The following is a 23,968-nucleotide window of genomic DNA, read 5'->3' on the forward strand; positions in this document are numbered from 1 at the left end:
TACCCCGAAATCTAATTTTATATCGTTTGGGCCCCCATTTTTGTTGACGAAACTCTTATTATTTTAACACAAAATCAGATATAATTCATCAAGATTTTTGCTTTTTAGGGTATAAAAATGCACAGGCGGCCATAATAGCCATCCTGTGCAAAATGATTGTGAACATTCCTCTAATTTGTTTCCTCCAGCTCCCATAGATGCCGGTCCAGACGAAAAGGCAGACAGGATAAAGCGCCTGTAATACCGATAAGAAAAAAGAGAAGGGCAGCGCCAGAGCCTTTTCCTGATCCAAAGACTTGTAAAAGAAAACTGCCTGGAGCCTGATGCGCCATCAAGGGCTCAAAAACCTGATCGATGAGTATGCCTCCGCATAAATAGCCCAGAGGTATGGTGAAAAACTGCAGCGTATTTCTTGCAGAATATACCCGTCCCTGCATGGTTACCGGTATTTTCGTACGAAGCAGGGCATCCATGTTAGCTCCCATAACGGGGATTAAGATCCAGCCAAGGACAGAACCAAAGCACCAGACGGGAGTAGTTCTTCCAAGGGCCAGAATAAAGTTTTCAGTGCTCATGGAAAAGAGCAGGCAGTTTAAAATCACTCTTACCCGGCTTTTCGGTGCCGGAAGGAGGGTTACCAGAATGCTTCCTGCCAGTGTGGCAAGTCCTGCGGCTGTATTTACCATACCAAGCTCCATTTTACCGCCTCCGCTCCTGGAAAGCATCATAGGCGGAAGAGCGGCATTAAAAATAGAGGCTGTAAAATTAATCACGGCCAAAAACAAGATAAGGTCAAGAATACCCCGTTCCTTCTTTAAATAAGATAATCCACCATTTACAGACTCCAGAAGAGATTCCCCCTCCTGTGCCTTGTCTGGCTCTATTTTGGGAATCTTTATGAAGCATAAAAGTGAGACAAAGGCTGTAAAAAAAGTGATTAAGTCAAACAGGATGACCAGCCGTAAGCCTGCAAAGGAAAGCAGGGCAGTAGACAGCACAGGAGCCAGAACCGTAACAAAGGAATTTGATAAGGAACGAAGCCCGCTGACTTTCTGATAATACTTGTTCGGGGTGAGTAAACTGACTGTCACATCTGCGGCAGGCTGCTGCAAGGTGTTCATAAGTCCGTTCACTGTGTTAAGGAAATACAAATGCCAGATCTTAAGCCTTCCTGTAGAAAACAGGATAAGAACTAAAACGGTACAAACAGCAGCCAGGCTGTCGCTAGCCAGCATAATAAGCTTTTTGTTCCTCCGGTCGATAAAAGAACCGGCAAATATGCTGAATATCACATAAGGCGCATAAGAACAGATGGTAAGTAATGCCGTAGTCAGTGCAGACCCCTTTTGTTCATATGCCCAAATCACTAAGGCAAGGCTCGTCATGGAGCTGCCCAGTGAGGAGAAGGACTGTGTCCCCCATAAAATAAGGAATGTTCGAAGTTCCTTTACGTTTTCTCTAAAATGATGATACATGACTTTGCTCCTTAAAATTTTATTTTATTTAAGAAGTGCAAAGTCCGCAGGACGTGTGTAATCTCTCCGTGTAAATTCGTCCCTCTCAGACCTTACACGGAGCAGAGCCAATGCATAATCTCATATCTATCTTCCTCTTAATTTCATAATTTTTATTACTAAAAGTATACCTCTCCATATCTTTTTGTGTCAAGCAAACAGATTCATAGATTTATAAGATTCTGGGAAAAATAAAAACACCAGCTTTTCATTGTCATAGGAAAGCTGGTGTTTTTCTATATGGCTAAGAATCAATGAATCAGGAATGAAACGTCATGGAACAGCTGGCTTCAAGCCCATTCTGATGCAAATAATCGGTACCCCAGGAATAAATCGCCTCTAATATAGGCCGGATGCTGATTCCCAGCTCGGACAGGGAATAGTCAACTCTTGGGGGAACCACAGGATAGACGGTGCGGTTGATTAAGTGGTTATCCTCCAATTCTCTTAACTGCTGGGTGAGCATCTTTGGAGTGGCCTGAGGAATCAGTTTTCGTAATTCTCCAAAACGCAGGGTTTTATCTGTTAAGTGCCATAAAATAAGGGCTTTGTATTTACCGCCAATCATATTTAAGGTAGTATCTACAGGGCAATGGTAAACGGTACAGTTGCAATCCATAAGCGATGACCTCCTTCTTAGTATCCTTTTGGGTACTATATTACAATAAAGTACATACTTGCAAAAATCATAATAACTGTCATAATAATATCATGAGTAGCAAAAAACTTCAAGGCAGTTCTTAAAAATAAAGGTGAGGTGAACGAGAATGGCAAGTGAAATGTTAAATATACGTGGTATGACATGTGCTGCCTGTGCACAGAGAATTGAAAAAACCGTGCGAAAGGTTTCTGGAGTCAACCAGGCCAATGTTAATCTGGCCAGTGAAAAGCTGTTTGTGGAATACGACAGCGATAGTGTGGATCTTTCTGCTGTTAAGGCAGCAGTTACCAAAATCGGATATGAGGTCGCAGAAAGAACCGAGCATGCGAAAGTAACCATACCAGTTGGAGGCATGACATGTGCCGCCTGTGCAAGAAGAGTGGAAAAGGCCATTGGTAAGCTGGAAGGAATTGATGAGACCTCCGTAAACTTTGCAACGGAAAAGGCAACGGTAACTTACGACCCTCAGACGGTAAGGCTGTCTGCGATTCGTGGGGCCATTGAAAAAGCAGGCTATCAGGCTTTGGAAGTGGATAAAGCGGATGCAGCGGATGAAGACCGGGCCAGAAAGCAAAAGGAGATTAAGACACTATGGACCAAGTTCATTGTTTCTGCTGTTTTCTCCCTGCCTCTTTTCTATATTGCCATGGCTCCTATGATATCCTTTGTCCGTCTGCCATTTCCGGCAGGAATTGAGCCTATGCGGTACCCGTTAATTTATGCACTTTTAGAGATGCTTTTGGTGATACCGGTAATTGCAGTGGGATATCGGTTCTATACCGTAGGATTTAAAGCCCTGATCCAGAGAAGTCCCAATATGGATTCTCTGATTGCCATCGGTACCACAGCAGCTGTGCTTTACAGTGTTTATAACACCTTCCAGATTGCAGCCGGTCATTTTATGGCTGTGGATGCACTTTATTATGAGTCAGCCGGTGTTATCATAACCCTGATTCTTCTTGGAAAATCCCTGGAGGCAGTATCAAAGGGCAGAACCAGCGAAGCCATTAAAAAGCTTATGGGCCTTGCTCCTAAGACAGCTACTGTATTTATGGATGGGATAGAAAAGGAAATTCCTATTGACGAAGTGGAGATAGGGGATGTTATTATAGTAAAGCCAGGAGAAAAAATTCCCGTAGACGGAACTGTTTTAAGCGGCCATACATCCATTGATGAATCCATGCTTACCGGTGAAAGTATGCCGGTAGATAAAAAAGAGGGGGATCCGGTCTATGCGGCCTCTATAAACACCACTGGTGCCTTCCGTTTTAAAGCAGAAAAGATCGGCAGCGAAACAGCCCTGGCTCAGATCATTAAGCTGGTTGAGGATGCACAAGGCTCCAAGGCACCCATTGCCCAGATGGCAGATATTGTTTCCGGATATTTTGTTCCTGTTGTCTGTGCCATTGCACTGGTGTCCGGCATTGCCTGGTATTTCGGAACCGGGGGAGATTTAAAATTTGCGCTTACCATCTTTATTTCCGTTCTGGTAATTGCATGTCCCTGTGCTCTTGGTCTTGCCACACCAACTGCAATTATGGTGGGAACAGGAAAGGGAGCTGAGAACGGAATCCTTATTAAAGGCGGAGAAGCACTTGAGACCGCTCATAAAATAACGACTATTGTATTTGATAAAACTGGTACCATCACAGAAGGAAAACCAACGGTAACGGATGTTCTTACGGCAGAAGGTATTAAAAAAGATACCCTGTTACAGCTTACCGCGTCCGCGGAAAAGGATTCAGAGCACCCCCTTGGTCAGGCTATTGTGCTGGGAGCTAAGGAAGCCGGACTTGAACTTTTTGCTACAGAACGGTTTGAAGCTTTAACAGGCCGTGGAATCGAGGCCCGTATTCAGGGAGAAGACATTCTTGCCGGAAACAGAAAGCTGATGGAAGAGAGAAATATTTCCATGGCTGGCATGGAGGAGATCTCCGATCGTCTGGCAGAGGAAGGTAAGACTCCTATGTATGTGGCTATGAATGGAACCTTAGCCGGAATCGTTGCAGTGGCTGATGTGGTGAAGGAATCCAGCCGGGCTGCCATTGAAAGTCTTCATAAGATGGGAATGGAAGTGGCTATGATCACCGGAGACAATTCAAAAACTGCCGCTGCCATAGCAAAACAAGTAGGCATCGACCGTGTGCTTTCCGAGGTACTTCCAAAGGATAAGTCAAGTGAAGTGAAAAAGCTCCAGTCAGAAGGCAAAAAGGTTGCCATGGTAGGAGATGGAATTAATGATGCACCAGCGCTTGCACAGGCTGATATTGGAATTGCCATTGGTTCTGGTACTGACGTAGCCATGGAATCCGCTGATATTGTACTCATGCGTTCTGATCTTATGGATGTGCCGACAGCCATTCATTTAAGCCGGCAGACCATACGAAACATCAAGCAGAATCTGTTCTGGGCCTTTGGTTACAACGTAATTGGAATTCCCATTGCAGCAGGACTTCTTCATCTGCTCTTTAACGGCCCGCTGTTAAATCCTATCTTTGCAGCTGCCGCCATGAGCTTAAGCTCTGTTTCCGTACTGACTAACGCATTAAGGCTTAAGAGATTTAAGCCAGTGACAGGAAAGAGGTGAACCAGCCATGAATAAAAATGGAAAGCTGATTGCATCTGTTGCAGCCGCAGTGATACTTACAGCGGCCATAACAGCAGGTGTTGTGAAAACGGCAGAAGGCAATTTAGATGTAATAGGAAAAGGGTCAGAAAAATCCTTTGAGGCAGTAATCGGTGCACTACCAGATGCTGTTAAGAGTGATGAGACGAGTGGAGGCTGGTCCCTAGCTTCACCTGATGACAGCGTACGGGTTATCTGGAGTGAGGATTATCAAAAAAGCCCGGTATACGATGTTATGCTTAAGTTTGATGCAAAGCCGTTTTTAGACGCCGGACTTGATGAAAGTAAGCTGCCTGATAATTATAAAAAAGATGGGGAAGCATTCCTCGTAGGAAGTAAGCTTAGTAAGGGAGGATCGCCGTTAAGTGATAAGGCAGATGCCATATCCGCCTACAGGCTGATTGAAACACACAACCCAGATATCATTAATTATCATTCAGCTATGGATCATTACGGCTTGAAGCTGGGAGATGGTAACATGTTTGAATGGGCCAAAAATATGGAAATCAATACCGCATCAGGCAAAGACCAGGATAAGGATATTGTATTCGTTTTAAATCCAGAGCCTCTGCTGGCAGCGGGGGTTGACCCTCAAAAGGTAGAAGGCTGGGTCTATGCCACGGTTCCTGTTATGGACCACGGGAAAAATATTGAGGTTTACAAATTTTTAAAGCCCTTTAATATAAAATAAAAATAATGGAGGTATTGCAAATGGCAACAACAATTTTAAAAGTAGAAGGTATGTCCTGTCAGCATTGTGTGAAAGCAGTGACAGGTGCAGTTGGAGAAGTAGATGGAGTGTCTAACGTTTCCGTAGACTTAGAAGCAAAAACAGTAACTGTAGATCATGATCCGGATAAGGCTCCTATTGACAAAATCAAATTTGAAATTGAAGATCAGGGCTACGACGTAGTGGAATAAAGAAGTCGGGAATCGCTTAAGGGCGGTTCCCGCTTTTCCTGCTTATTTTGGATATGGATTGAGGTGTTCGGATGATTAAGAACTTAAAAAATGTACTTGTGGTGGACGATGAGCCTAAAATCCTGGAGGTCGTCTGCCTTCTTTTAAAAAGCAAAGGCTTTTGCCCCATCCCTGCGGAAAATGGGAAAAAGGCACTGGAGATATTCGAGGCCGAAAACATCTCCCTTGTCCTTCTTGACCTGATGCTTCCTGATCTTTCGGGAGAAGAGGTATGCAGCGCCATAAGGAAAAAGTCCCGGGTTCCCATCATCATGCTTACGGCAAAGGTAGAGGAAAATGATGTGGTAGAAGGCTTTTCTCTTGGAGCCGATGATTATGTGATTAAGCCCTTTGGTTTAAAGGAGCTTTATGCCCGAATTGAAGCCGTTCTTCGCAGAACAGAGCCTGATTTAATCCCATTGACCAGGTTAAATTCCTGGCGGGACGGAGATCTCATCGTGGACTTTGAGAAGAATGAAGTAAAAAAACATGGAACGCCTGTGACCCTGACCCCCAGTGAGCGAAACATATTATCCGCCCTCATCAAATACCCTGGAAAGGTATTTACAAGAGAAGAGCTGATTGAAACTGCCATGGATAAAGGCTTCGCAGGATACGACAGGGCCATTGACAGCCATATCAAGAACATAAGAAAAAAGATTGAAGACGATCCTAAATCCCCAGTCTATGTCCTGACCATACCAGGTCTTGGATATAAGTTTGGAGGGTAAAGCCATGAAAAGCTTAAGAAAACAGCTTTCACTATCCATCTTTCTCATCCTGTTTCTTACCGTCTTCTTAACGGGAATTCTTTCCAACTGGCTCATCAGCCGGGAGTTTGAAAAGTACATCATTCAGCTGGGAGAAGAGAGGCGGGAAAATATTGTTGATGAGCTAAGCAAGCAGTATGATGGATTAAAACGGGTCTGGAAGCAGGATTATGTTCATGCCATTGGAATGAATGCCTTATATGACGGTTATATCATAAAGCTGTATGATGCAGGCCATAACGTAGTATGGGACGCTGAAAATCACGATATGAGTCTTTGTGGACAGATCATGGATGAAATATCCGTACGAATGGAAGAGAGAGGCTCCAAAGGCGGCTTTGTGGACAATGTCTATGAGCTGAACCAGAATGGAAAAGAGATTGGAAGTCTTTCCATTAAATATTACGGACCATTTTTCATGAACGAAGCTGATTTTGATTTTATCAATGTCATGAATAAGGTGCTGATCTTCATAGGTATCTTATCTGGTGTTTGTTCTATCATTGCTGGCTGTTTGCTTGCCAGGCGGATTTCCCGTCCGGTTACTAAGACGGCCTACATTGCAAAAGAGATTTCCGAAGGGAATTATAACATAAGGTTTGAGCCTGGTACCAGAATCAAAGAGCTTGATGATCTTGCGGAAGCCATCAACCAGCTGTCAGACGGTCTGGGAAAGCAGGAGAGCTTAAGAAAGCGTCTCACTGCTGATGTAGCCCATGAGCTTAGGACACCCCTTACCTCCTTAAGCTCCCATCTGGAGGCAATGATGGAAGGCTTATGGGAACCTACCTACAGCCGGCTTAGCAGCTGCTTTGAAGAGGTAAAGCGTCTTGGTACTCTGGTTGCTGATTTAGAGCAGCTTGCCAGAATGGAAAGTGAAAATCTGGTGTTAAAGAAATCAAAGGTAGATCTTTTAAACCTTGTTCAAATTGTATCCGACACCATGAACGGGGAATTGGTAAAGAGAAACCTATCCTTTGATTTAGAGGGAACGCCCGTAATGGTGGAAGCAGATAAGGACCGGATCAGCCAGGTCGTTGCAAACCTTCTTTCCAATGCAATGAAATATACGCCTGAGGGCGGGAGCGTAAAAGTGGTAGTTTCGGAAACTCCAAATGACGGCATCATAAAGGTAAGTGATAACGGAATCGGAATCCCGGAACGGGAGCTTGCCCTCGTCTTTGAACGGTTTTATCGTTCCGATAAATCCAGAGATAGAAAGACAGGAGGTGCAGGAATCGGACTTGCCATTGTAAAGTCCATAGTCACAGCTCACGGTGGAAATGTAGTGGCTGAAAGCACCCTGGAGAAGGGAAGCAGCTTTACCGTAAGCCTTCCAAAAACAATCAATAAGGGGAAGATGCAATAAGAGAGACAGGAAGAAATAGTTCCTGTCTTTTTTTGTACACTCAACATGATATTTACAAGTGTTTTTCATAAGATTTCCAGGTGTAAGGAAGGCTTAATTATCATTTTAAGCTGTTAGATATGTTACAGGAAGGTGAAATATTACTGGCAATAATCAACACAAAATATGGAAAGAAATAGAGGTTTTATAAGAAAAGAGAAAAATATCGTTTTTTTCTATATTAACAGTCAGATTTCATTGGTATGCTTCGAAAAAAACGGAATGGTATAATAAATCAAACAAAGTAAGGTTCAGCAAAACGTGAAGGAGTGAAAGGAATGAAAAAATCTGTAACAACAAAAGCATCTAAGACCACGTTGCAAAGCCGCAGGTTGTTTTACTGTATTGTACCGTTTATCATACTGAGTTTTCTGTTTTCCTATTTTCCGCTGCATGGCTGGATTTATGCGTTTTACGATTATAAGCCACCCCTTAAATTGTCACAGTGTGATTTTGTAGGCTGGAAATGGTTTCAAACGCTTTTTGCAAATAAAACTCAGGTAGCGCAGATCGTTCAGGTCATGAAGAACACACTTGCAATGAGCCTATTGGGGATTCTTACCTCTGTATTTCCCATTGGATTTGCCTTATTTCTCAATGAGATAAAATGCAAATGGTTTAAGAATGTGGTACAGACATTAACGGCACTTCCCAATTTTATAAGCTGGGTATTAGTCTATTCTGTGGCATTCAGCCTGTTTACAGATGGCGGTATGGTAAATTCTCTGCTTCTGCATCTGGGTATCATCACCCAGCCAATTAAATTTTTAGACAGTGATGCTCATATCTATTCGTGGATGACCTTTTGGAATGTGTGGAAAGGACTGGGCTGGGGGGCAATCCTTTATCTGGCAGCAATTGCCGGAATCGATTCAGAGCTTTATGAGGCAGCCCGGGTCGATGGTGCCAACAGGTTCCGCTTGATGAAGGAAATCACCCTACCATCCTTGATGCCGACGTTTTTTGTTTTGCTGATGATGTCGGTTGCCAACTTCTTAAATAATGGAATGGATCAGTATTATGTATTCCAGAATTCTTTTAACAAAGAGCATATTCAGGTATTGGATCTGTACGTGTATAATATAGGCATGACAGGAAGCAGCTTGTCCCTTGCCACTGCTATCAGTATGTTAAAGAGCATAATCAGTTTAATCTTGCTTGCCATAGTTAACTTTGTGTCCAAGAAAACACGTGGGGAGTCCATTATTTAAGGGGGGAATGTTTCGTGGGAACCAGGAATAAGAAACGCAAAATAATAAAATGCAACGATTTGACTTTTAACATAATTAATTACTTCGTATTCTTCATAATCACTCTCATCTGTTTTTATCCGTTTTACTATATGATCATCAATACCATCAGCGCCAATGATTTAAGCGCCAATGGCTCCATTCGTTTTTTGCCCAGATCCATTCATTTTGATAATTATAAACAGGTATTATTAATTAATGGCTTATTAAGATCGGCTCTTGTATCAATTGGAAGAACTGTGATCGGTACGGCCTTTACGGTATTGGCCTCTGGGTTTTTGGGATTTATATTTACCCAGGAGAAGATGTGGAAAAGGAGGTTCTGGTATCGGTTTTTCATCATTACCATGTATTTTAATGCCGGACTCATTCCAATGTTTATCACCATGAAAACACTGCATCTGACCAATACTTTTTGGGTATACGTCATTCCGGTCATTATACAGCCATTTAATATCATTCTTGTTAAGACATATATAGAATCCATACCAAGATCCTTACAGGAGGCAGCAGAAATGGATGGCGCGGGGATTTTCACTGTATTTAGAAGGATTATACTTCCCACAGCAAAACCCATACTGGCGACTGTGGCGATTTTTTCAGCAGTCGGGCAGTGGAATTCATTTCAGGATACCTTGATTTATGTGACGGATCAAAAATTATATTCCTTACAGTATTTACTATATACGTATATCAATCAGGCCAGTTCACTGGCGGCAATGGTAAGAAATAATGGAACCTCTGCTGTGAGTGCTGTTGCCCTGGCCTCCCAGCAGACGCCAACTTCCATCCGCATGACGGTGTCTGTCATCGTAGTGCTTCCAATTTTGTTTGTTTATCCGATTTTCCAGCAATTTTTTGTAAAGGGAATTATGATCGGATCGGTAAAAGGTTAAAAGGAGAGAGAGAGAGAGAGAATGAAAAAGAGGATTACAAGTTTACTGCTCTGTACGATTATTGCAGCCACGACCATATTGGCAGGATGCGGCAAGGAAACCACCAGTTCATCTGGCAGTGGCAATGAAAAAAAGGATGAATTTATCACCGTAGATGTATTTGATACCTTGGCGAATTATCAGGGTATTCAATCCGGCTGGTTTGCAAAGGTGGTAAAAGATAAATTTAATATGGAGCTTAATATTATCGCTCCTAATGTGGCAGGAGGCGGAGATACTTTATTCCAGACCCGCTCTGCCGCAGGGAATCTGGGAGATCTTATCATTTCTAAAACAGAGAATGGACGCTTTGAAAATATGGTAAAAGCCGGGCTTCTTATGGATATGACCAGTCTTTTAAAAGATAAAGCAGTTTTAACCAATTATAAAGATGCAATTGATATTATGAACGGAGACTTGGAGACCAAGGGAATCTATGGCATTCCAGGCGAAATATCCAATCAGTCACCGTTAGTATCTTCAGAGGGGATCGAGCCGCTGGTATCTCCATACGTGAGATGGGATTCTTATAAGGCCATCGGATATCCGGCGATGGAATCGTTAGAGGACTTTATTCCGGTGATGAAATCCATGCAGGAGAATACACCGAAAAGCGATTCTGGCAAAAAGACTTATGCCATCTCATTATTCAAAGACTGGGATGACAACATGATGGTAGGAGCGAAAAACTACGCCTCTTTATATGGTTATAATGAAATTGGCTTTGTATTAGTCAAAGCAGACGGAAGTGACAGCCAGGATATTACCTCCAGTGATGGCTATTATGTAAAAGCATTGAAATTTCTGTTTCAGGCAAATCAGGCTGGAGTGATTGACCCGGAATCCACCACACAAAATTACGATATTTTATCCGATAAATACCGTGACGGTCAGATTCTGACCTCTCTCTGGTCCTTCCAGGGATCGTCCTATTATAACACAGTGGAACACAAGAACATGGGAAAAGGGTTCATGCCAGCCTATATAAACGGAAGTTCTCCGTTTTCCTTTGGCTGCTATCCAAGCGGCAATGGAAAGACGATTATAGCCATTGGCAGCCAGACAAAGCATCCGGAAAGAATCGCAGAATTTATTGACTGGCTGTATTCACCGGAAGGAATGGAGCTGGCAGGGCAGGCCAATGGGGCAGCAGGAATCGAAGGCCTGACCTGGGAGATAAAAGATGGGAAAGCAGTCTTTACAGACTTTGGGGAAAAGGCACTGCCTAATAATGATGTATCTGTCCCAGAGGAGTGGGGCGGCGGCTCCTGGAAGGATGGAGTATGTGCGTTAAACTTTAAAACCCTGTCTATTGTTGATATTGATCCGAGAATCAACGAACCTTATCTGACCAGCATGTGGTCTTCGGAATTAGCAAAGAGAACAACACCCCTGGATCTTGACTGGCAGGAAAAATCCGGCGGGGCAAAGACCACCATTGAATTTTTGGAAAACAACCATGCACTGTCAGTGGCTCCGGGGACTTCCTATCTTCAGCCGGAAGAAGGCTCTGATATTACTACCCTTCGTGGACAGTGTAAGGCTGTGATTGTAGATGATTCCTGGAAGATGATCTTCGCCAAGGATGAGACAGAATTTAACAGTATCTTAAAACACATGCAGGATACCGTCAAAGGTCTTGGATATGAACAGGTGCTGAATGTGGATATGAAGAATGCAAAAGATCTGGCGGCTTCCAGAATTAAGGCGGTGGAAGACTACAATAATAAGGGAAAGTAGAGGTTCTGGCATTGACAAGAAAACGGCGTTAAAAATAGCGGACATCGAGAATCGTTCCATCTCGATGTCCCCTTTTTATCCCTCTTTGGATAAGCCCCTGCGAAATTCGGCAGGACTTATCCCTACATATTTCTTGAATTTCTTATGAAAATAATTAACGTCTGTATAACCTGCAAGGAGAGCGATTTCATAAACCTTGTTTTCCTCATTTAAAAGAAGCTTCTTGGAGTTTTCGATGCGGACTTCATCGAGGTAAGCATTAAAGCTCTTCCCGGTAGTTTTATGAAACACTTTTCCCAAATAGGAACTGTTGTATCCGAACAGCTCTGCAATGGTTCCCAGCTTTAAATTCTCCTGATAATTGTACTGGATATAATGGAGGATTCCATCCATGACGCTTTCGCGGGTGGGTGAGCCGATGGCGTTCATGCACATTTCAAACTGGAGGGTAAAAAAATCCAGTATTTCATATAGATAGTATTTTTCTTCTATGGTACTGATAATAGCAGCATTGTTTGGAAATGGTATCTCCATTCCCCCATAAGTATGGGTGAGGATGGATTTTACCTGAATCATGATATCTGCCAGGGTATGCTTCACGATGGGAACCTCAAGGTCTGCATAATAGAGGTCCTTTTTTAGTTTCTCTAAAACTTCTTGAAGCATTTGGCGGTTAGCGGATTGAATGTAGTTTCCCATCTGCTCCGGGTAGGTGTTCTCCATAAAAGCATTGGCATTTATCGTGGGAAACTCCTTGGGTAAATCCATATAGCCCAGGACATGCTGATTAAAATGGCAAAAAAATCTGCGCTTCATAAGAAGTTGTGCGTCCTCGAAGGAGCTATGAATGTGCTCTGCTAAGTAAACGGGTCTTCCATAGGTAAGGAAAAGGGAATCCAAAGGAGACCCTTTTTGTGGCTGGCTGATATAATGCTCCATCAGCTCCTGAAACCGGTTCAGTGCAAAATTTCCTTTTAATATAATCACATTCAGATGGTCCTGTTTCAAATATTCCAGAGAGTTGTGATTTTTATTTGCAAGCCGTAGAATTTCTGCAAAATCCCATGTGGCCTGGTACGAATCCTGATTGTAATTTGCATATAAGACAACCTGATAAACATAAGACTCCAGCATCATATCGTGATAATCCAGAAATGAATCATTGGTTTTATTAAAAAGGATGTCATGTAAAATAGAATCTCTGGCCTTGTCTCGGTATTGCAACAGCTTTTTCTGCATAATCTGTTCATTTAGTATGGATTCCTTTGCTTCCAGAACGGCTTTTTGAAGCTCCTCCTCATCAATGGGCTTAGTAAGGTAGCAGGTCACTCCGTATCGGATGGCTTCCTGGGCGTAGGAAAAATCAGAATAACCGCTTAACAAAATAAATTTTCCTATAAATCCCTGTTCTCTTGCTTTTTTTATGACCTCCAGGCCGGAAAGCTTGGGCATGCGGATATCCAGCAGGACAACGTCTGGCATAAGCCTTGTAATCTGCTCTAAGGTATCCAGTCCGTTCTTTCCCTCACCGCAGATATGAAAGCCCAGTTCCGACCAGTTAAGCAAATACCTTATTCCTTCCCTTACATCAATTTCATCATCGGATATAAACAGCTTCATTCTCCCATCCCCCTACTATATTCCTGTGCTGGTAAAATCAACGTTACCAAGGTCCCCCAATGCTTCTTGCTTTTTATCTGAAACCCAAAATCTTTGCCATAATATAATTGAATTCGTTGATAGATATTATATAGTCCGATCCTTTTTGCTGATTCCCGTTGGAGCTTATAAATACTTGGGTTTATCCCGTCAATCTCTTCCTGCGTCATACCACATCCATTGTCAAAAATTTTGATATGTAGCTTCTCTTCTTTTTTTATAATGTGAATCATGATAGTTCCGCCTTGCTCCATTTCCTTCAGTCCATGAAGAACTCCATTTTCCACAATCGGCTGTAAGAGAAGAGGCATGATCTCATATTCATTTAAATCTATCTGCGGTGATGTCTTTAAGGAATAATTGATGCTGTCATGAAAACGCAGTTTTTGGATTGATAAATAGGTATCAATATAATCCAGCTCTTTTGCCAGAGTGATGAAGGAGCCGGTGGTGTTTTCCAGTACATAGCGCATGGATTTTCCAAGGAGCTTTACCGCATTTGCCACATCTAAATTACCGGCTTTTAGTGACCGCATACGAATGGTCTCCAGGGTGTTATAGAGAAAATGGGGATTGATCTGACTGGAGAGCATCTTAAATTCCATTTGCTGCTGCTGGTTGGTCAGTTGCTGCGTCCGAATCTGGGCTTCATATACAGAGGCCTCTTTCTGAAGAATATCGTGTATCATGACATTTAAGTCTGCAAATGCCTCAGAAATTTCATCTTTTCCGTGGAAGGTGTCAATAATGTTATAGTTCCCCTGACTTGCATTGTGCATGGTCTCCCGAAGTGTAATAATCCGGCGGCTGAAATATCGGGAGTATGTGTAGATGAATGCACTGGTGATTAAGAGAATCAGTATAAGAATTCCAAGATAAAGACAAGTTATCTTGTTCATATATGGGTAGCCATTCTCATTTAGTGACGCCAGATAGAATAAGTCATTGGAGTATGTAGTAGAAAGGGTAGATACGCAGCCGATCACTTTTTGTTCCGGTAGATTGATTCTGCCAAGATAGGACCCATTGGGGCCGGCAGCATATGCTTTTAGAGATTGCCCCATGGTCTGTTTCTTGCTGCTATAAAATATTTCTCCCTCATTTAACCACAGAACGGTGTTCAGTGAGCTGTTTTCAATTCGATTTTTCATATGATTGTTGCTCACAGATAAATTCAGGATTGCGAAACTATGTATCTGAGGGAGAAAGATTCTGGTGTGGAGACATAAGATGTGAGAGTGATTGCCAAAGTTATCTGTGACAGCTTCTGCGGTCCAAAAAGGAGTAACGGTCGTATAAGCCTGTTCAAACCAGTTTTCTTTTTTTAAGTCAGAAGAAATTGGGTGAATATATTTGCTTTCTGGCAGAGAGTTGTTTTGAGTATAGATTGAAATCTGCTGGATTGACATATCCTGTGATAAAAGCGTCTCAAAGCCCTTATAATTTTCCATTGCCCTGACAGCTTCATCCGGTGAGGGATAAACGGTGCTTAAAAGCTGGATTAATTCTTTATCGGAAGATAATGACTCCGCTTTTATATATATATTTGAGGTTAAATCAAGGAGTAGAGACTTGACACGAAGATTATCGGAGCGGGACTGATCTTCATAATGGCGAAACAGTAAAGAGCGTGTATTGTATACAAGATAATTACCGATAGAAATAACAGGAATAAAAATAGCAATAAAAAAGATGATGGAAAGCTGTTTTTGTACCTTAATTCTTGATATTGCTGTAAATATTTTTTTGATTGCCATGTAAAGTCCCCCCCCCATTTCTTTTCTTATTCTAATTATATCGGCCTTTGGCGGGAAATAAAAGTAATAGATGAAAACTCACGAATTCTTTCCGTGATTTATCTATAATTATACCTGTATGCTTCATGAGGACTCTCGCTTATAATCGAGCATAAAGAGAAGATTTTAGAAGGAAGGAAGTAATGCCATGGAAACACAGATCAAAAAGACGGCGGAGGAACTACTACAGAAGCTGACTCTTGATGAAAAGATCGGTATGATACATGGGGCACAGCTTTTTCAGACGGCAGGGGTACCACGCCTTGGAATCCCGCCCCTTAAGATGTCAGACGGACCAATGGGAGTACGTCAGGAATTTGAGCCGGACCGCTGGAATGCCATTGGTCATTCCGATGATTATGTGACTTATCTGCCGTGTAATAGCGCATTGGCTGCAACCTGGAACCGGACACTGGCTTATGATATGGGCAGTGTCCTTGGTGAAGAAGCCAGAGGTCGTGGAAAAGATGTGATTCTGGGTCCTGGGGTTAATATAAAAAGAAGTCCACTGTGCGGAAGAAATTTCGAATATTTCAGCGAAGATCCCTATCTGACCAAAGAAATGGCAGTGCCCTATATTCAGGGAGTTCAGCTTTGGGATGTGGCAGCATGTGTGAAGCATTTTGCAGCCAACAATCAGGAAACGGGACGTTTATGGGTGGATGTAGAAATCGATGAGCAGGTGCTAAGGGACATTTATTTGCCTGCCTTTTACGAAGCAGTAACGAAAGGCGGCGTTTATACGATTATGGGGGCTTATAACAAATTATATGGGGAGCACTGCTGCCAGAGTAATTTTCTTCTTCATAAGATTCTCCGTGAAGAATGGGGATATGATGGTGTAGTAATCTCTGATTGGGGTGGGGTTCATGATACCAATAAGGCTGCATTGTCCCAATTGGATATAGAAATGTCTGTCACCTATGATTTTGATGATTATTTTCTGGCTGATCCACTGAAAAAGAAGATTCAGGCGGGAGAGGTCAGGGAAGCGGCTATTGATGAGAAAGTGCTTCGCATTCTTTTACTGATGATGCGCCTTCATATGCTGGACGGAGAACGGAAATCAGGAGCCTACAATACTCCGGGACATCGTAATAAAGCCCTGGAAGTGGCAAGGGAGTCCGTGATTCTGTTAAAGAATGATAAGAATCAGCTTCCGCTTAAAAAAGAAGAATTAAAAAGCGTACTGCTGGTGGGAGAGAATGCAGAATGCTTACATGCTGGCGGAGGTGGAAGTGCAGAAATCAAGGCACTATATGAAATCTCTCCTCTGATGGGACTGAAAACTCATTTAGGAGGAAATGTTACCGTGGGCTATGCCCAGGGATACTGCCGGGAAGAAAAGATGGAAGAAGGTCAGGTGAACTGGCAGGAAACCAGTCTGGAAGATGGCGGCGCCCCTGCGAAATTGTCTGTTACCCAAAATGATAAACTGGAAATGAAAAGAAAGGAGCTTCGCCTGGAGGCAGTTCGGCTGTCAAAAGAGTATGAGACGGTAATCTTTATCGGTGGATTAAATCATGACCTTGATTGCGAAGGATTGGACCGGGAGGATATGAAGCTTCCCTATGAGCAGGATACCCTGATTCAGGAACTGCTGGCAGCAAAGCCGGATACGATTGTAATCATAATTGGCGGAAGTCCGGTGGAGATGGAGACCTGGATTCATCAGGCTCACACGACTTTATGGGGCTGGTATGGTGGTATGGAAGGAGGGAATGCACTGGCGGAAGTACTCCTTGGAGAAGTGAATCCTTCTGGAAAACTGCCGGAAACATTTTATAAATCCCACAAAGACTGTTCCGCATATGCCCTTGGTGAGCTGGTCGGAGATAAAAAAGTCGTTTATAAGGAAGGAAAATATGTAGGATACCGTTATCTTGATCAATATTTAATAGAACCCCAGTTTTGCTTTGGCCATGGGCTTTCCTATACCAGCTTTGAATATAGTAATCTGGAAATTGACAGAAGAAACAATTCAGTCTTATGTTCTGTTAAGAACTCCGGACATGTGGCAGGTGGAGAAATCATACAGGTATATAAGCGCAGTGAGAAGAATGAGGATTCCCTCTATAAGGAACTGATTGCATTTGAAAAGGTGTTTTTAAAGAGGGGAGAGGAGAGGCAGGTTGCACTCCATATTCAGGAGGAAATGGAAGAAGATTATAAGATCCTGGTAGGAAGTTCATCAAGAGATATCCGTCTTACAGGAAACGTTCATACGTTTTAAATACATTAAGCACATTTTCTGTTTAGTCAGAAAATGTGCTTAATGTAAATTGGTTTTTATTATAAGTAAGAATTCCTTCGGTCTGAAGCTTACTAAGCTCACTGGACAGGGCGCTTCGGTCGATGGAAAGGTAATCTGCAAGCTGCTGTCTGTTAAATGGAATATAAAACGTGGAGGAATTGCTCTTGATGGATTCAGCTGATAAATAGGAAAGCAGTTTTTCCCGTATGGTCTTTTTTGACATGTGCTGCATCTTCTTTGTAAGAAGCAGATTCTTTTTTGCGATGGCAGAAATAAAATTCTGGACAAGCCTTGTATGGAAGGCGCAGGCAGAGCTGCAAACGTTCATAATGCGGTTAAAATCCATAAAGATCACGTCGCATTCCGTATCGCAGATGACACTCATCTCAATGGGAACCGAGGAGATACAGGCATAAGTCTCCGCAAACAGGCTGCCGGGAAGTGCTTCGGAAATAATGGTCCGCTTTCCCCAAAAGTCCTCCTGAATAATCAGTGCAGCTCCGGAAACCACCATTCCGATGGAGCGGATGTAATCACCGCTGTGTATGATGAATTCATCCTTTTTATAATGTTTTATACGGGCGGATAAGCAGCTTAGCATGGACTGGATTTCTTCTTCTGTGACGCCCTGAAACAAGTGTGATTTTTTTAAAATAGGCAGATATTGCTGCATTAGTCCCGTCCTTTCAAAAAAGTTTTAAAATGTTGTAATAACAACCGAATTGTTGTAGATATTATATTATAATTTCCATGTAAAGGCAAGAGATTTTAAGGAGGAGGCCATATGTCAGAAAAGATCCTGAAAAATATAGGACACGAAGAAGTCGTGACTTTGTCTAGTCTGGTTCAGATTCAAGAGGGACAGATCGTTAGCAAAACCCTTTCACAAAATGAAGCAGTCAGCATTACACTGTTTGCTTTTCATAAAGGCGAAGAAATCAGCACCCATGAATCAAAGGGTGATGCCATGGTTACCGTACTGGAAGGTACCGGTAAGTTTACAGTGGATGGCAGGGAATATATACTTGACGCAGGCCAGACCTTAGTCATGCCGGCGAATAAACCTCACGCAGTATATGCGGAGGAAAGCTTTAAGATGATGCTGGTCGTAGTTTTTTAGACGAATCACATAAAAGAGGAATTAAGAGAGGTCATAGTAGAAAGATGGATAGCAGAATGTCATGGGTACAGAGTGGGAAGGAAGGCGACAAAGAAAGAGGCAAGGAAGAAATGAGAGCATCGGGAATATCCACTGACTCCATGAAGCTAAGGGATGAATTGACCGGCGCATTAATTGGTCTTGCCAAATCTTGTGGAATGCATCAAAAGCTTCCCATGACGACAGTCATTTTGATAGAAGGGCTGTTTGCTACCGTAAACAATACAAGCGATGATGGCCTTAAGGATATGATACGCAGGGTCCGTGAGGAAAAGCGAAAGGTAGCCCCTAATTGCAGCACCTGCCTTTCTGTTTGCGGAAACACCTCTGATGTAGATATGAAGGAAATGTGGAATGAGGATCCGGATGTCCGGTCGTTACAATCCACAATTCTTTTGGGAGTCAAGGGACTGGCGGCCAATGCTTCCCTTGCACTGGCACTTGGATATGAAGATGAGAAGGTGAATCATTTCTTCTACAAAGCATTATGTATGATCAGCTATGATCTGACCATGGAACAGCTTCTTCCCGTAGCACTTGAATTGGGAGAAGTAAATTTCATATGTATGGAACTTTTGAACAATACTAATAATTAGGAGGAATTTATTATGATAACAAAGGAAATGACAATCGGAGAAGTTTTAAGAATGAACCCTGCTTCTGCAGAAGTATTAATGAGCTGTGGGATGCACTGCCTTGGCTGCCCTTCTTCCCAGATGGAATCTTTGGAAGAGGCCTGCATGGTCCATGGACTTGACGCAGACGGCTTAATCGAAAAACTGAACAATATCTAAATCTAAGAGAGAAAAGAGGAGCAGGATGAGCGCTTTTTTAGGACCGATTCATATTTGGTTATATAACAAAATTAAGTTTCAGGATGCAATGGCGAATGCAGTGTTAGACCTTGCGAAGGAAAAAGGTCTGGCTTTAGACTTAAGAGAAAAGACGGATAATCGTTACGGAACTCTTCCAGACGGAAACCTGGAAGATCTTGTGGATACAGGTAATATCCACGGCTGGCTTCAGGAGAGAGTAAGCCTTGTAGAGAACAGACTTGCTTATGCTGTGACCGAAGTACTTGAGGCAGATGCCAATGCCCTTGCTGATATGGAAGAAGCTATTAGTAAGCTGGGAGAAGAAAACCCGGTGGAGCAGGGTGTTTCCGCAAGAGAAGCATTTGATGCTTTGGATGCAAGACTTTTAAACGGAATGCCTTGTGACCATGTAAATGCAATGGTAGAAGATTCTGAGGATCGTGTGGTCTGGAGACAGGCTCAGGACATTCATGGAACTTATTGGAACATGATTCATGGAGACGTGAAGCATTACTACACCTTAAGAGCAGCGCTGATCAAAGGAATGTTAAAGGATTCCAAAATTCAGTTTAGCCAAATCGAAGATCAGGTGTACGAATTAAGGAGATGACGCTATGTACGGAATTGACTTATTAATGAAAGAGCATGAAAACATTCTTGATTTTACTGCTTTTTTAAGAAAAATATGTGCCGGTATCTTAAACGGAGAACCTGTAGACGGCAAGCTTTTAAGAGAATGCGTTGATTTTGGTAGAAATTACGCGGACAAGCATCACCATGGAAAGGAAGAAAAAATCCTCTTTCAGTTCATGCTTGACAATATGGGCCCGGTTGCAGAGAAATTAATCCGCAATGGTATGCTGGTTGAACATGATTTTGGAAGACTCTATCTTTCTGAGCTGGAAAAAGCAGTTGAGGAATATGAGAAGAACCCCCTTGATGACTACAAGCTGGATATCATTTCCAATGCAGTTGGTTACGGCGCCTTATTAAAGCGCCATATAGATAAAGAGGATGAAGTGGTTTATACCTTTGCGGCACGTGCCCTTACCGAAGAGCATAAAAAAGCAGTGGATGAACAAACAGAATCTTTTGAGAAACAGGCAGACGGAGATGGAGTCCGGGATCATTACTTAAACTGGCTCCATGAGAAGTTAAATCAGCAATAATTATGAGACGGTCTGGGAATGCAGGCCGTCTTGTCTGTTTTTGGAACGTACAAAAGAAGGGAGCACCAATCATGGAATTAAAGCATTATATGGATCAGCATGAGCGGATCTTGGAAGAACTTAACGTATTAAAAGCACTCTGTAAGAAACGGGATTTAGAGCAGGAAGCGGCGGAAATTGCACTTCATATCAACAGTCTGGCGGGTAAGCTTAAAATACACTTATCCTCAGAGGACCAGTATCTGTATCCTTCCTTTCTTCAGTCCAACGATAATAAGCTGGTTACCATGGCAAACGAATACCAGAAAGAAATGGGAAATCTTATGTCTGTTTTTACAGAGTTCAAAGAAGGCTTCAATACAAAGTTTAAAATCATGGCAGAAAAAGATCGTTTTTACATAGAAGCGGATAAAATTATAAGAGCCATCGAGATGCGTATGCAGAAAGAAGAGAATGGTTTATATCGTTTGGTGAAATAGAGGGAACCATTCAGTGAGTTTGGTCGTACCAGCAAAATTAATAATAAAAAACAGCCAGTACGTAAGCTTTCGGTTACGCACTGGCTGTTTGCTTACCAGCACCACAGTTGCTTTTAATCCATATCTTCATTTAATAATACCATATGAATGTGGTCTTCCCAAACACCATTAATCTTCAAATACCGGCGTGACAGCCCTTCATTAACAAAACCCAGCTTTTCCGTCACTTTTATAGACCTTTGATTCCGCGGCATTATACTTGCTTCAATTCGGTGCAGTCCGTAGTCTTCAAATATAATTTGTATTCCCCGTCTTAATGCTTCTGTCATATACCCACGATTGATCTCCTTCTCATCAAGCTTATAACCTAAGAAACATGACTGAAATGCACCTCTTGAGATGCCTGTAAAGGCAATGCAGCCAATGACTTTGTTTGGTTCCTCTTTCTTGAAAATCCATAGCCTTAAAGCGTTCTGATTACAGGAATCGGCAATTAATTCTTTTTCCTGAAATTCCTTCGAATAATATTCGTCACTTCTTATTGGTTCCCATATCTGTAAAAAATCCTTATTTCTTAATTGATAATCAAGAATAGGATTTATGATAGAGACATCTGAGGTGCGAAGTATTAATTGTTCTGTTTCATAAGTAGTTTGCATATTAATTCCTCCTTCTATTACAATATTACGTGTATAAGCGGACAAGCAGTATAACACAGGTAAAATACGATTGCAAGAAGTTTATGGGAACTGTTATTGAGAAATATGGTAATTTTTAGTACAATAGAAAAAGAACAGGAGAGAGGTAATATTATGGAAGAAGACAAGACATATCATACCCATGTATCGGAGGACGGAACAGAGTATACCCATAGTCACCATGGACATACCCATACCCATAAAAATACGAAGGTAGTTGAGAACCGCTTATCCCGTGCCATCGGTCATCTGGAGTCAGTCAAGCGGATGGTAAGTGAGGGAAGGGACTGCAGTGAGGTTCTTATCCAGCTATCAGCGGTCATATCAGCACTTAATAATACGGGGAAGGTTATTTTAAAGGATCATATTGAAAATTGTATTGTGGATGCGGTGGAATCCGGGGACAAAAAAGCGATTGACGATTTAAATCATGCCATTGAGCGTTTTATAAAATAATATCCCCTGGGGAGGCTTGTGTGGAAGGCTCTATTTCTACTATACTAAATACCAGAATGATGTATGGAGAGAGGGAGCATATGATGAAAAAAACTATGGCTGTCATTATGGCAGCTGTCTTTATGGCTGCTTCGCTGACCGGCTGCAACACCGGCAATTTAGCTGGGACTGACACCACAGGACAAGCACCTGATAAGAAAATAATACGGGTATCGGAATCTTTTGCCCTTCAGACCTTAAATCCCCACCTGGATTACCAGGGCTGGTATACTTCGATTTACGGTGTAACGGAGACTTTGTTCTATATGGATGACCAGTCGACCCTGACGCCTCTTCTTGCAGAGAGTGCCAAGGCAGACGGTACCCTATGGACAATTACGCTTAAGGAACATACCAGCTTTTCCAACGGGGATCCGGTGACGCCGGATATGGTAATACGTAATTTAAAAGCAGCTGGGGAAATCAACACCAGATTTGCTGATTTTAAAGACTATACGTATGCGGTTGTGAATCAAAAGACCTTTACCATTGATACAAAAAAGGTATATCCAATGCTTCTTAACGATTTAGCAAGTCCTGAACTGGCAATTACGGACCTTGACCATAGCGGCGATATGAAGTCTGAACTAGTGGCAACAGGCCCGTTTGTGGTATCCTCCTTTGAACCAGGCGGCACCATAGAGGTTGCAAGAAATGAACAGTATTGGAACGGAAGGGCAAAGCTTGACGGTGCTGTATTTTATTACATGCCAGAGGCAGGCACTTCCATGATGGCGATGCAGAATGGGGAACTGGACGCTTATACCAGCGTAACCTCCGATGCGGCGGAGCAGTACCGAAAAGAACCGGAAAAATATAAGCTGACCACAATACCAGCCACCAGACTTCAGTTTTACATATTGAATGAAAACCGGCAGAACGAGGCAGTTCGTAAAGCAATTAATTTAACTGTAGATGCAAAAACAATCGAAGGGTATTTAAATGGTACTGTTTCTGAAACCGTCGGTCCTTTTAGCCCGACGGCGCCTTATGGAAAAGTGACCAAGGCAAAGCCGGACGTAACTGCTGCCAAAGCTTTGTTAGAAGCGGACGGATACACCTTAAATTCCGATGGCTATTATGAAAAGGATGGAAAGGTATTGTCCATTAAACTGGCTTATTATGCCGCAAGGAGTCTGGACACTCTGGCGGCCCTTATGCAGGAGCAGCTAAAAGAAGCAGGAATTATGGCGGTGCTCACCTGCGAGGAGGACCCGGATGGAACTTATATCGCCACCGGAGATTTTGATATTGGTTTGTTCTGTATGATTGCAGATAAGGCAGGAGATCCCTATTATTTCATCAGCTGTACCTTAAAAGACGGGGCGCCATATAACTGTGGCGGCTTTCAGAATGAACAGGTCCAATCAGAGATTTTAAAGCTGGAAACAGAAGCTGATACAAAAGAACGGGCAAGACTGGCAGACCAGATTATCCAGACGGCCATAGACGAGAATGCTTTTGGATACGTGGCATTGTTTAATAAGATTACAGTCACCAGAAACGGAGTCAGTGGAGTTGCAGAGAACAATCCCTTTGATTTCTACTTCCTGAATGCAGATACGGACATGGATTAGGAT

General features: G+C 42.5%; 23 protein-coding genes. 17 read left to right on the forward strand and 6 right to left on the reverse strand.

Annotated features, from left to right (window positions below; all coding sequences use genetic code 11):
• Positions 1-170 precede the first annotated feature (170 nt).
• Both OW255_RS08120 and OW255_RS08125 read right to left on the reverse strand, forming a co-directional pair.
• Positions 171-1,475: an MFS transporter gene (locus OW255_RS08120; RefSeq protein ID WP_268116328.1), complete on the reverse strand. Its 1,305-nt coding sequence runs from the start codon at positions 1,473-1,475 to the stop codon at positions 171-173.
• 298 nt (positions 1,476-1,773) lie between these two features.
• Positions 1,774-2,133 (reverse strand): winged helix-turn-helix transcriptional regulator, encoded by a 360-nt coding sequence (locus tag OW255_RS08125; protein ID WP_024836416.1) that lies wholly within the window; start codon positions 2,131-2,133, stop codon positions 1,774-1,776.
• 148 nt (positions 2,134-2,281) lie between these two features.
• On the opposite strand from OW255_RS08125, the gene OW255_RS08130 reads away from it, so the two are divergent.
• From OW255_RS08130 to OW255_RS08165, 8 genes are all read left to right on the forward strand, one after another.
• Entirely contained in the window at positions 2,282-4,762 is a 2,481-nt protein-coding gene (locus OW255_RS08130; RefSeq protein WP_024836415.1) for a heavy metal translocating P-type ATPase, read from the forward strand.
• 7 nt (positions 4,763-4,769) lie between these two features.
• Positions 4,770-5,492 (forward strand): hypothetical protein, encoded by a 723-nt coding sequence (locus OW255_RS08135; protein ID WP_268116329.1) that lies wholly within the window; start codon positions 4,770-4,772, stop codon positions 5,490-5,492.
• A gap of 20 nt (positions 5,493-5,512) precedes the next feature.
• The gene (gene copZ, locus OW255_RS08140; RefSeq protein WP_024836413.1) at positions 5,513-5,722 is read left to right on the forward strand and encodes a copper chaperone CopZ; all 210 of its coding nucleotides are present in this window, start codon (positions 5,513-5,515) and stop codon (positions 5,720-5,722) included.
• 71 nt (positions 5,723-5,793) lie between these two features.
• A complete protein-coding gene (locus OW255_RS08145; protein ID WP_024836412.1) occupies positions 5,794-6,492 on the forward strand; it encodes a response regulator transcription factor in 699 nt (232 codons plus the stop codon).
• 4 nt (positions 6,493-6,496) lie between these two features.
• Entirely contained in the window at positions 6,497-7,900 is a 1,404-nt protein-coding gene (locus OW255_RS08150) for a sensor histidine kinase (protein ID WP_024836411.1), read from the forward strand.
• A 317-nt stretch (positions 7,901-8,217) separates the two neighbouring features.
• Complete coding sequence (locus tag OW255_RS08155) at positions 8,218-9,150, forward strand: ABC transporter permease (protein ID WP_024836410.1); 933 nt, start codon at positions 8,218-8,220, stop codon at positions 9,148-9,150.
• A 14-nt stretch (positions 9,151-9,164) separates the two neighbouring features.
• Positions 9,165-10,085 carry a carbohydrate ABC transporter permease gene (locus OW255_RS08160; protein ID WP_024836409.1) on the forward strand — a complete coding sequence of 307 codons (921 nt, stop codon included), beginning with the start codon at positions 9,165-9,167 and terminating at the stop codon, positions 10,083-10,085.
• Positions 10,086-10,106: 21 nt separating this feature from the next.
• On the forward strand, positions 10,107-11,864 hold the full coding sequence (locus tag OW255_RS08165) for an extracellular solute-binding protein (RefSeq protein ID WP_268116330.1): 1,758 nt from the start codon (positions 10,107-10,109) through the stop codon (positions 11,862-11,864).
• Positions 11,865-11,939: 75 nt separating this feature from the next.
• Here the strand turns inward: OW255_RS08165 and OW255_RS08170 are convergent, their stop codons facing one another.
• Both OW255_RS08170 and OW255_RS08175 read right to left on the reverse strand, forming a co-directional pair.
• Positions 11,940-13,484, reverse strand: coding sequence for a response regulator (locus tag OW255_RS08170; RefSeq protein ID WP_268116331.1), 1,545 nt, complete (start codon positions 13,482-13,484; stop codon positions 11,940-11,942).
• Positions 13,481-15,280, reverse strand: coding sequence for a sensor histidine kinase (locus OW255_RS08175; protein ID WP_268116332.1), 1,800 nt, complete (start codon positions 15,278-15,280; stop codon positions 13,481-13,483). Before OW255_RS08175 ends, OW255_RS08170 begins: the two co-directional genes overlap by 4 nt.
• Positions 15,281-15,467: 187 nt before the next feature.
• Between OW255_RS08175 and OW255_RS08180 the strand changes: the two genes are divergently transcribed.
• The gene (locus tag OW255_RS08180; RefSeq protein WP_024836405.1) at positions 15,468-17,552 is read left to right on the forward strand and encodes a glycoside hydrolase family 3 protein; all 2,085 of its coding nucleotides are present in this window, start codon (positions 15,468-15,470) and stop codon (positions 17,550-17,552) included.
• Positions 17,553-17,574: 22 nt separating this feature from the next.
• Here OW255_RS08180 and OW255_RS08185 read toward each other — a convergent pair whose 3' ends face one another.
• Positions 17,575-18,246: a Crp/Fnr family transcriptional regulator gene (locus tag OW255_RS08185; RefSeq protein WP_024836404.1), complete on the reverse strand. Its 672-nt coding sequence runs from the start codon at positions 18,244-18,246 to the stop codon at positions 17,575-17,577.
• 111 nt (positions 18,247-18,357) lie between these two features.
• On the opposite strand from OW255_RS08185, the gene OW255_RS08190 reads away from it, so the two are divergent.
• The 6 genes from OW255_RS08190 (at position 18,358) to OW255_RS08215 (ending at position 21,195) form a co-directional block, all read left to right on the forward strand.
• Positions 18,358-18,693, forward strand: a complete 336-nt coding sequence (locus OW255_RS08190) for a cupin domain-containing protein (RefSeq protein WP_024836403.1) — start codon at positions 18,358-18,360, stop codon at positions 18,691-18,693.
• A gap of 44 nt (positions 18,694-18,737) precedes the next feature.
• On the forward strand, positions 18,738-19,328 hold the full coding sequence (locus tag OW255_RS08195; protein WP_024836402.1) for an anaerobic carbon-monoxide dehydrogenase catalytic subunit: 591 nt from the start codon (positions 18,738-18,740) through the stop codon (positions 19,326-19,328).
• A gap of 12 nt (positions 19,329-19,340) precedes the next feature.
• Entirely contained in the window at positions 19,341-19,526 is a 186-nt protein-coding gene (locus OW255_RS08200) for a DUF1858 domain-containing protein (protein ID WP_024836401.1), read from the forward strand.
• A 25-nt stretch (positions 19,527-19,551) separates the two neighbouring features.
• Complete coding sequence (locus tag OW255_RS08205; RefSeq protein WP_268116333.1) at positions 19,552-20,157, forward strand: hypothetical protein; 606 nt, start codon at positions 19,552-19,554, stop codon at positions 20,155-20,157.
• A 4-nt stretch (positions 20,158-20,161) separates the two neighbouring features.
• A complete protein-coding gene (locus tag OW255_RS08210) occupies positions 20,162-20,716 on the forward strand; it encodes a hemerythrin domain-containing protein (RefSeq protein WP_024836399.1) in 555 nt (184 codons plus the stop codon).
• Positions 20,717-20,787: 71 nt separating this feature from the next.
• The gene (locus tag OW255_RS08215; RefSeq protein WP_268116334.1) at positions 20,788-21,195 is read left to right on the forward strand and encodes a hemerythrin domain-containing protein; all 408 of its coding nucleotides are present in this window, start codon (positions 20,788-20,790) and stop codon (positions 21,193-21,195) included.
• A 113-nt stretch (positions 21,196-21,308) separates the two neighbouring features.
• Here OW255_RS08215 and OW255_RS08220 read toward each other — a convergent pair whose 3' ends face one another.
• Positions 21,309-21,854, reverse strand: a complete 546-nt coding sequence (locus OW255_RS08220) for a GNAT family N-acetyltransferase (protein WP_268116335.1) — start codon at positions 21,852-21,854, stop codon at positions 21,309-21,311.
• A gap of 153 nt (positions 21,855-22,007) precedes the next feature.
• Between OW255_RS08220 and OW255_RS08225 the strand changes: the two genes are divergently transcribed.
• Together OW255_RS08225 and OW255_RS08230 are read left to right on the forward strand one after the other, a co-directional pair.
• Entirely contained in the window at positions 22,008-22,349 is a 342-nt protein-coding gene (locus tag OW255_RS08225) for a metal-sensing transcriptional repressor (RefSeq protein ID WP_024836396.1), read from the forward strand.
• Between the two features lie 80 nt (positions 22,350-22,429).
• On the forward strand, positions 22,430-23,965 hold the full coding sequence (locus OW255_RS08230; RefSeq protein ID WP_268116336.1) for an ABC transporter substrate-binding protein: 1,536 nt from the start codon (positions 22,430-22,432) through the stop codon (positions 23,963-23,965).
• The last annotated feature ends 3 nt before the right edge of the window (positions 23,966-23,968 follow it).

The sequence above is a fragment of the Lacrimispora xylanolytica genome (assembly GCF_026723765.1).
Taxonomy (GTDB): Bacteria; Bacillota; Clostridia; order Lachnospirales; family Lachnospiraceae; genus Lacrimispora; species Lacrimispora xylanolytica.

Coding starts and splice junctions, on each gene's coding strand:
- OW255_RS08185 (WP_024836404.1), bottom strand. CDS start 18,246: ATGCAGCAATATCTGCCTATTTTAAAAAAATCACACTTGTTTCAGGGC.
- OW255_RS08220 (WP_268116335.1), bottom strand. CDS start 21,854: ATGCAAACTACTTATGAAACAGAACAATTAATACTTCGCACCTCAGAT.
- OW255_RS08190 (WP_024836403.1), top strand. CDS start 18,358: ATGTCAGAAAAGATCCTGAAAAATATAGGACACGAAGAAGTCGTGACT.
- OW255_RS08225 (WP_024836396.1), top strand. CDS start 22,008: ATGGAAGAAGACAAGACATATCATACCCATGTATCGGAGGACGGAACA.
- OW255_RS08125 (WP_024836416.1), bottom strand. CDS start 2,133: ATGGATTGCAACTGTACCGTTTACCATTGCCCTGTAGATACTACCTTA.
- OW255_RS08180 (WP_024836405.1), top strand. CDS start 15,468: ATGGAAACACAGATCAAAAAGACGGCGGAGGAACTACTACAGAAGCTG.
- OW255_RS08145 (WP_024836412.1), top strand. CDS start 5,794: ATGATTAAGAACTTAAAAAATGTACTTGTGGTGGACGATGAGCCTAAA.
- OW255_RS08135 (WP_268116329.1), top strand. CDS start 4,770: ATGAATAAAAATGGAAAGCTGATTGCATCTGTTGCAGCCGCAGTGATA.
- OW255_RS08175 (WP_268116332.1), bottom strand. CDS start 15,280: ATGGCAATCAAAAAAATATTTACAGCAATATCAAGAATTAAGGTACAA.
- OW255_RS08165 (WP_268116330.1), top strand. CDS start 10,107: ATGAAAAAGAGGATTACAAGTTTACTGCTCTGTACGATTATTGCAGCC.
- OW255_RS08130 (WP_024836415.1), top strand. CDS start 2,282: ATGGCAAGTGAAATGTTAAATATACGTGGTATGACATGTGCTGCCTGT.
- OW255_RS08230 (WP_268116336.1), top strand. CDS start 22,430: ATGATGAAAAAAACTATGGCTGTCATTATGGCAGCTGTCTTTATGGCT.
- OW255_RS08155 (WP_024836410.1), top strand. CDS start 8,218: ATGAAAAAATCTGTAACAACAAAAGCATCTAAGACCACGTTGCAAAGC.
- OW255_RS08120 (WP_268116328.1), bottom strand. CDS start 1,475: ATGTATCATCATTTTAGAGAAAACGTAAAGGAACTTCGAACATTCCTT.
- OW255_RS08205 (WP_268116333.1), top strand. CDS start 19,552: ATGAGCGCTTTTTTAGGACCGATTCATATTTGGTTATATAACAAAATT.
- copZ (WP_024836413.1), top strand. CDS start 5,513: ATGGCAACAACAATTTTAAAAGTAGAAGGTATGTCCTGTCAGCATTGT.
- OW255_RS08170 (WP_268116331.1), bottom strand. CDS start 13,484: ATGAAGCTGTTTATATCCGATGATGAAATTGATGTAAGGGAAGGAATA.
- OW255_RS08200 (WP_024836401.1), top strand. CDS start 19,341: ATGATAACAAAGGAAATGACAATCGGAGAAGTTTTAAGAATGAACCCT.
- OW255_RS08210 (WP_024836399.1), top strand. CDS start 20,162: ATGTACGGAATTGACTTATTAATGAAAGAGCATGAAAACATTCTTGAT.
- OW255_RS08150 (WP_024836411.1), top strand. CDS start 6,497: ATGAAAAGCTTAAGAAAACAGCTTTCACTATCCATCTTTCTCATCCTG.
- OW255_RS08195 (WP_024836402.1), top strand. CDS start 18,738: ATGGATAGCAGAATGTCATGGGTACAGAGTGGGAAGGAAGGCGACAAA.
- OW255_RS08215 (WP_268116334.1), top strand. CDS start 20,788: ATGGAATTAAAGCATTATATGGATCAGCATGAGCGGATCTTGGAAGAA.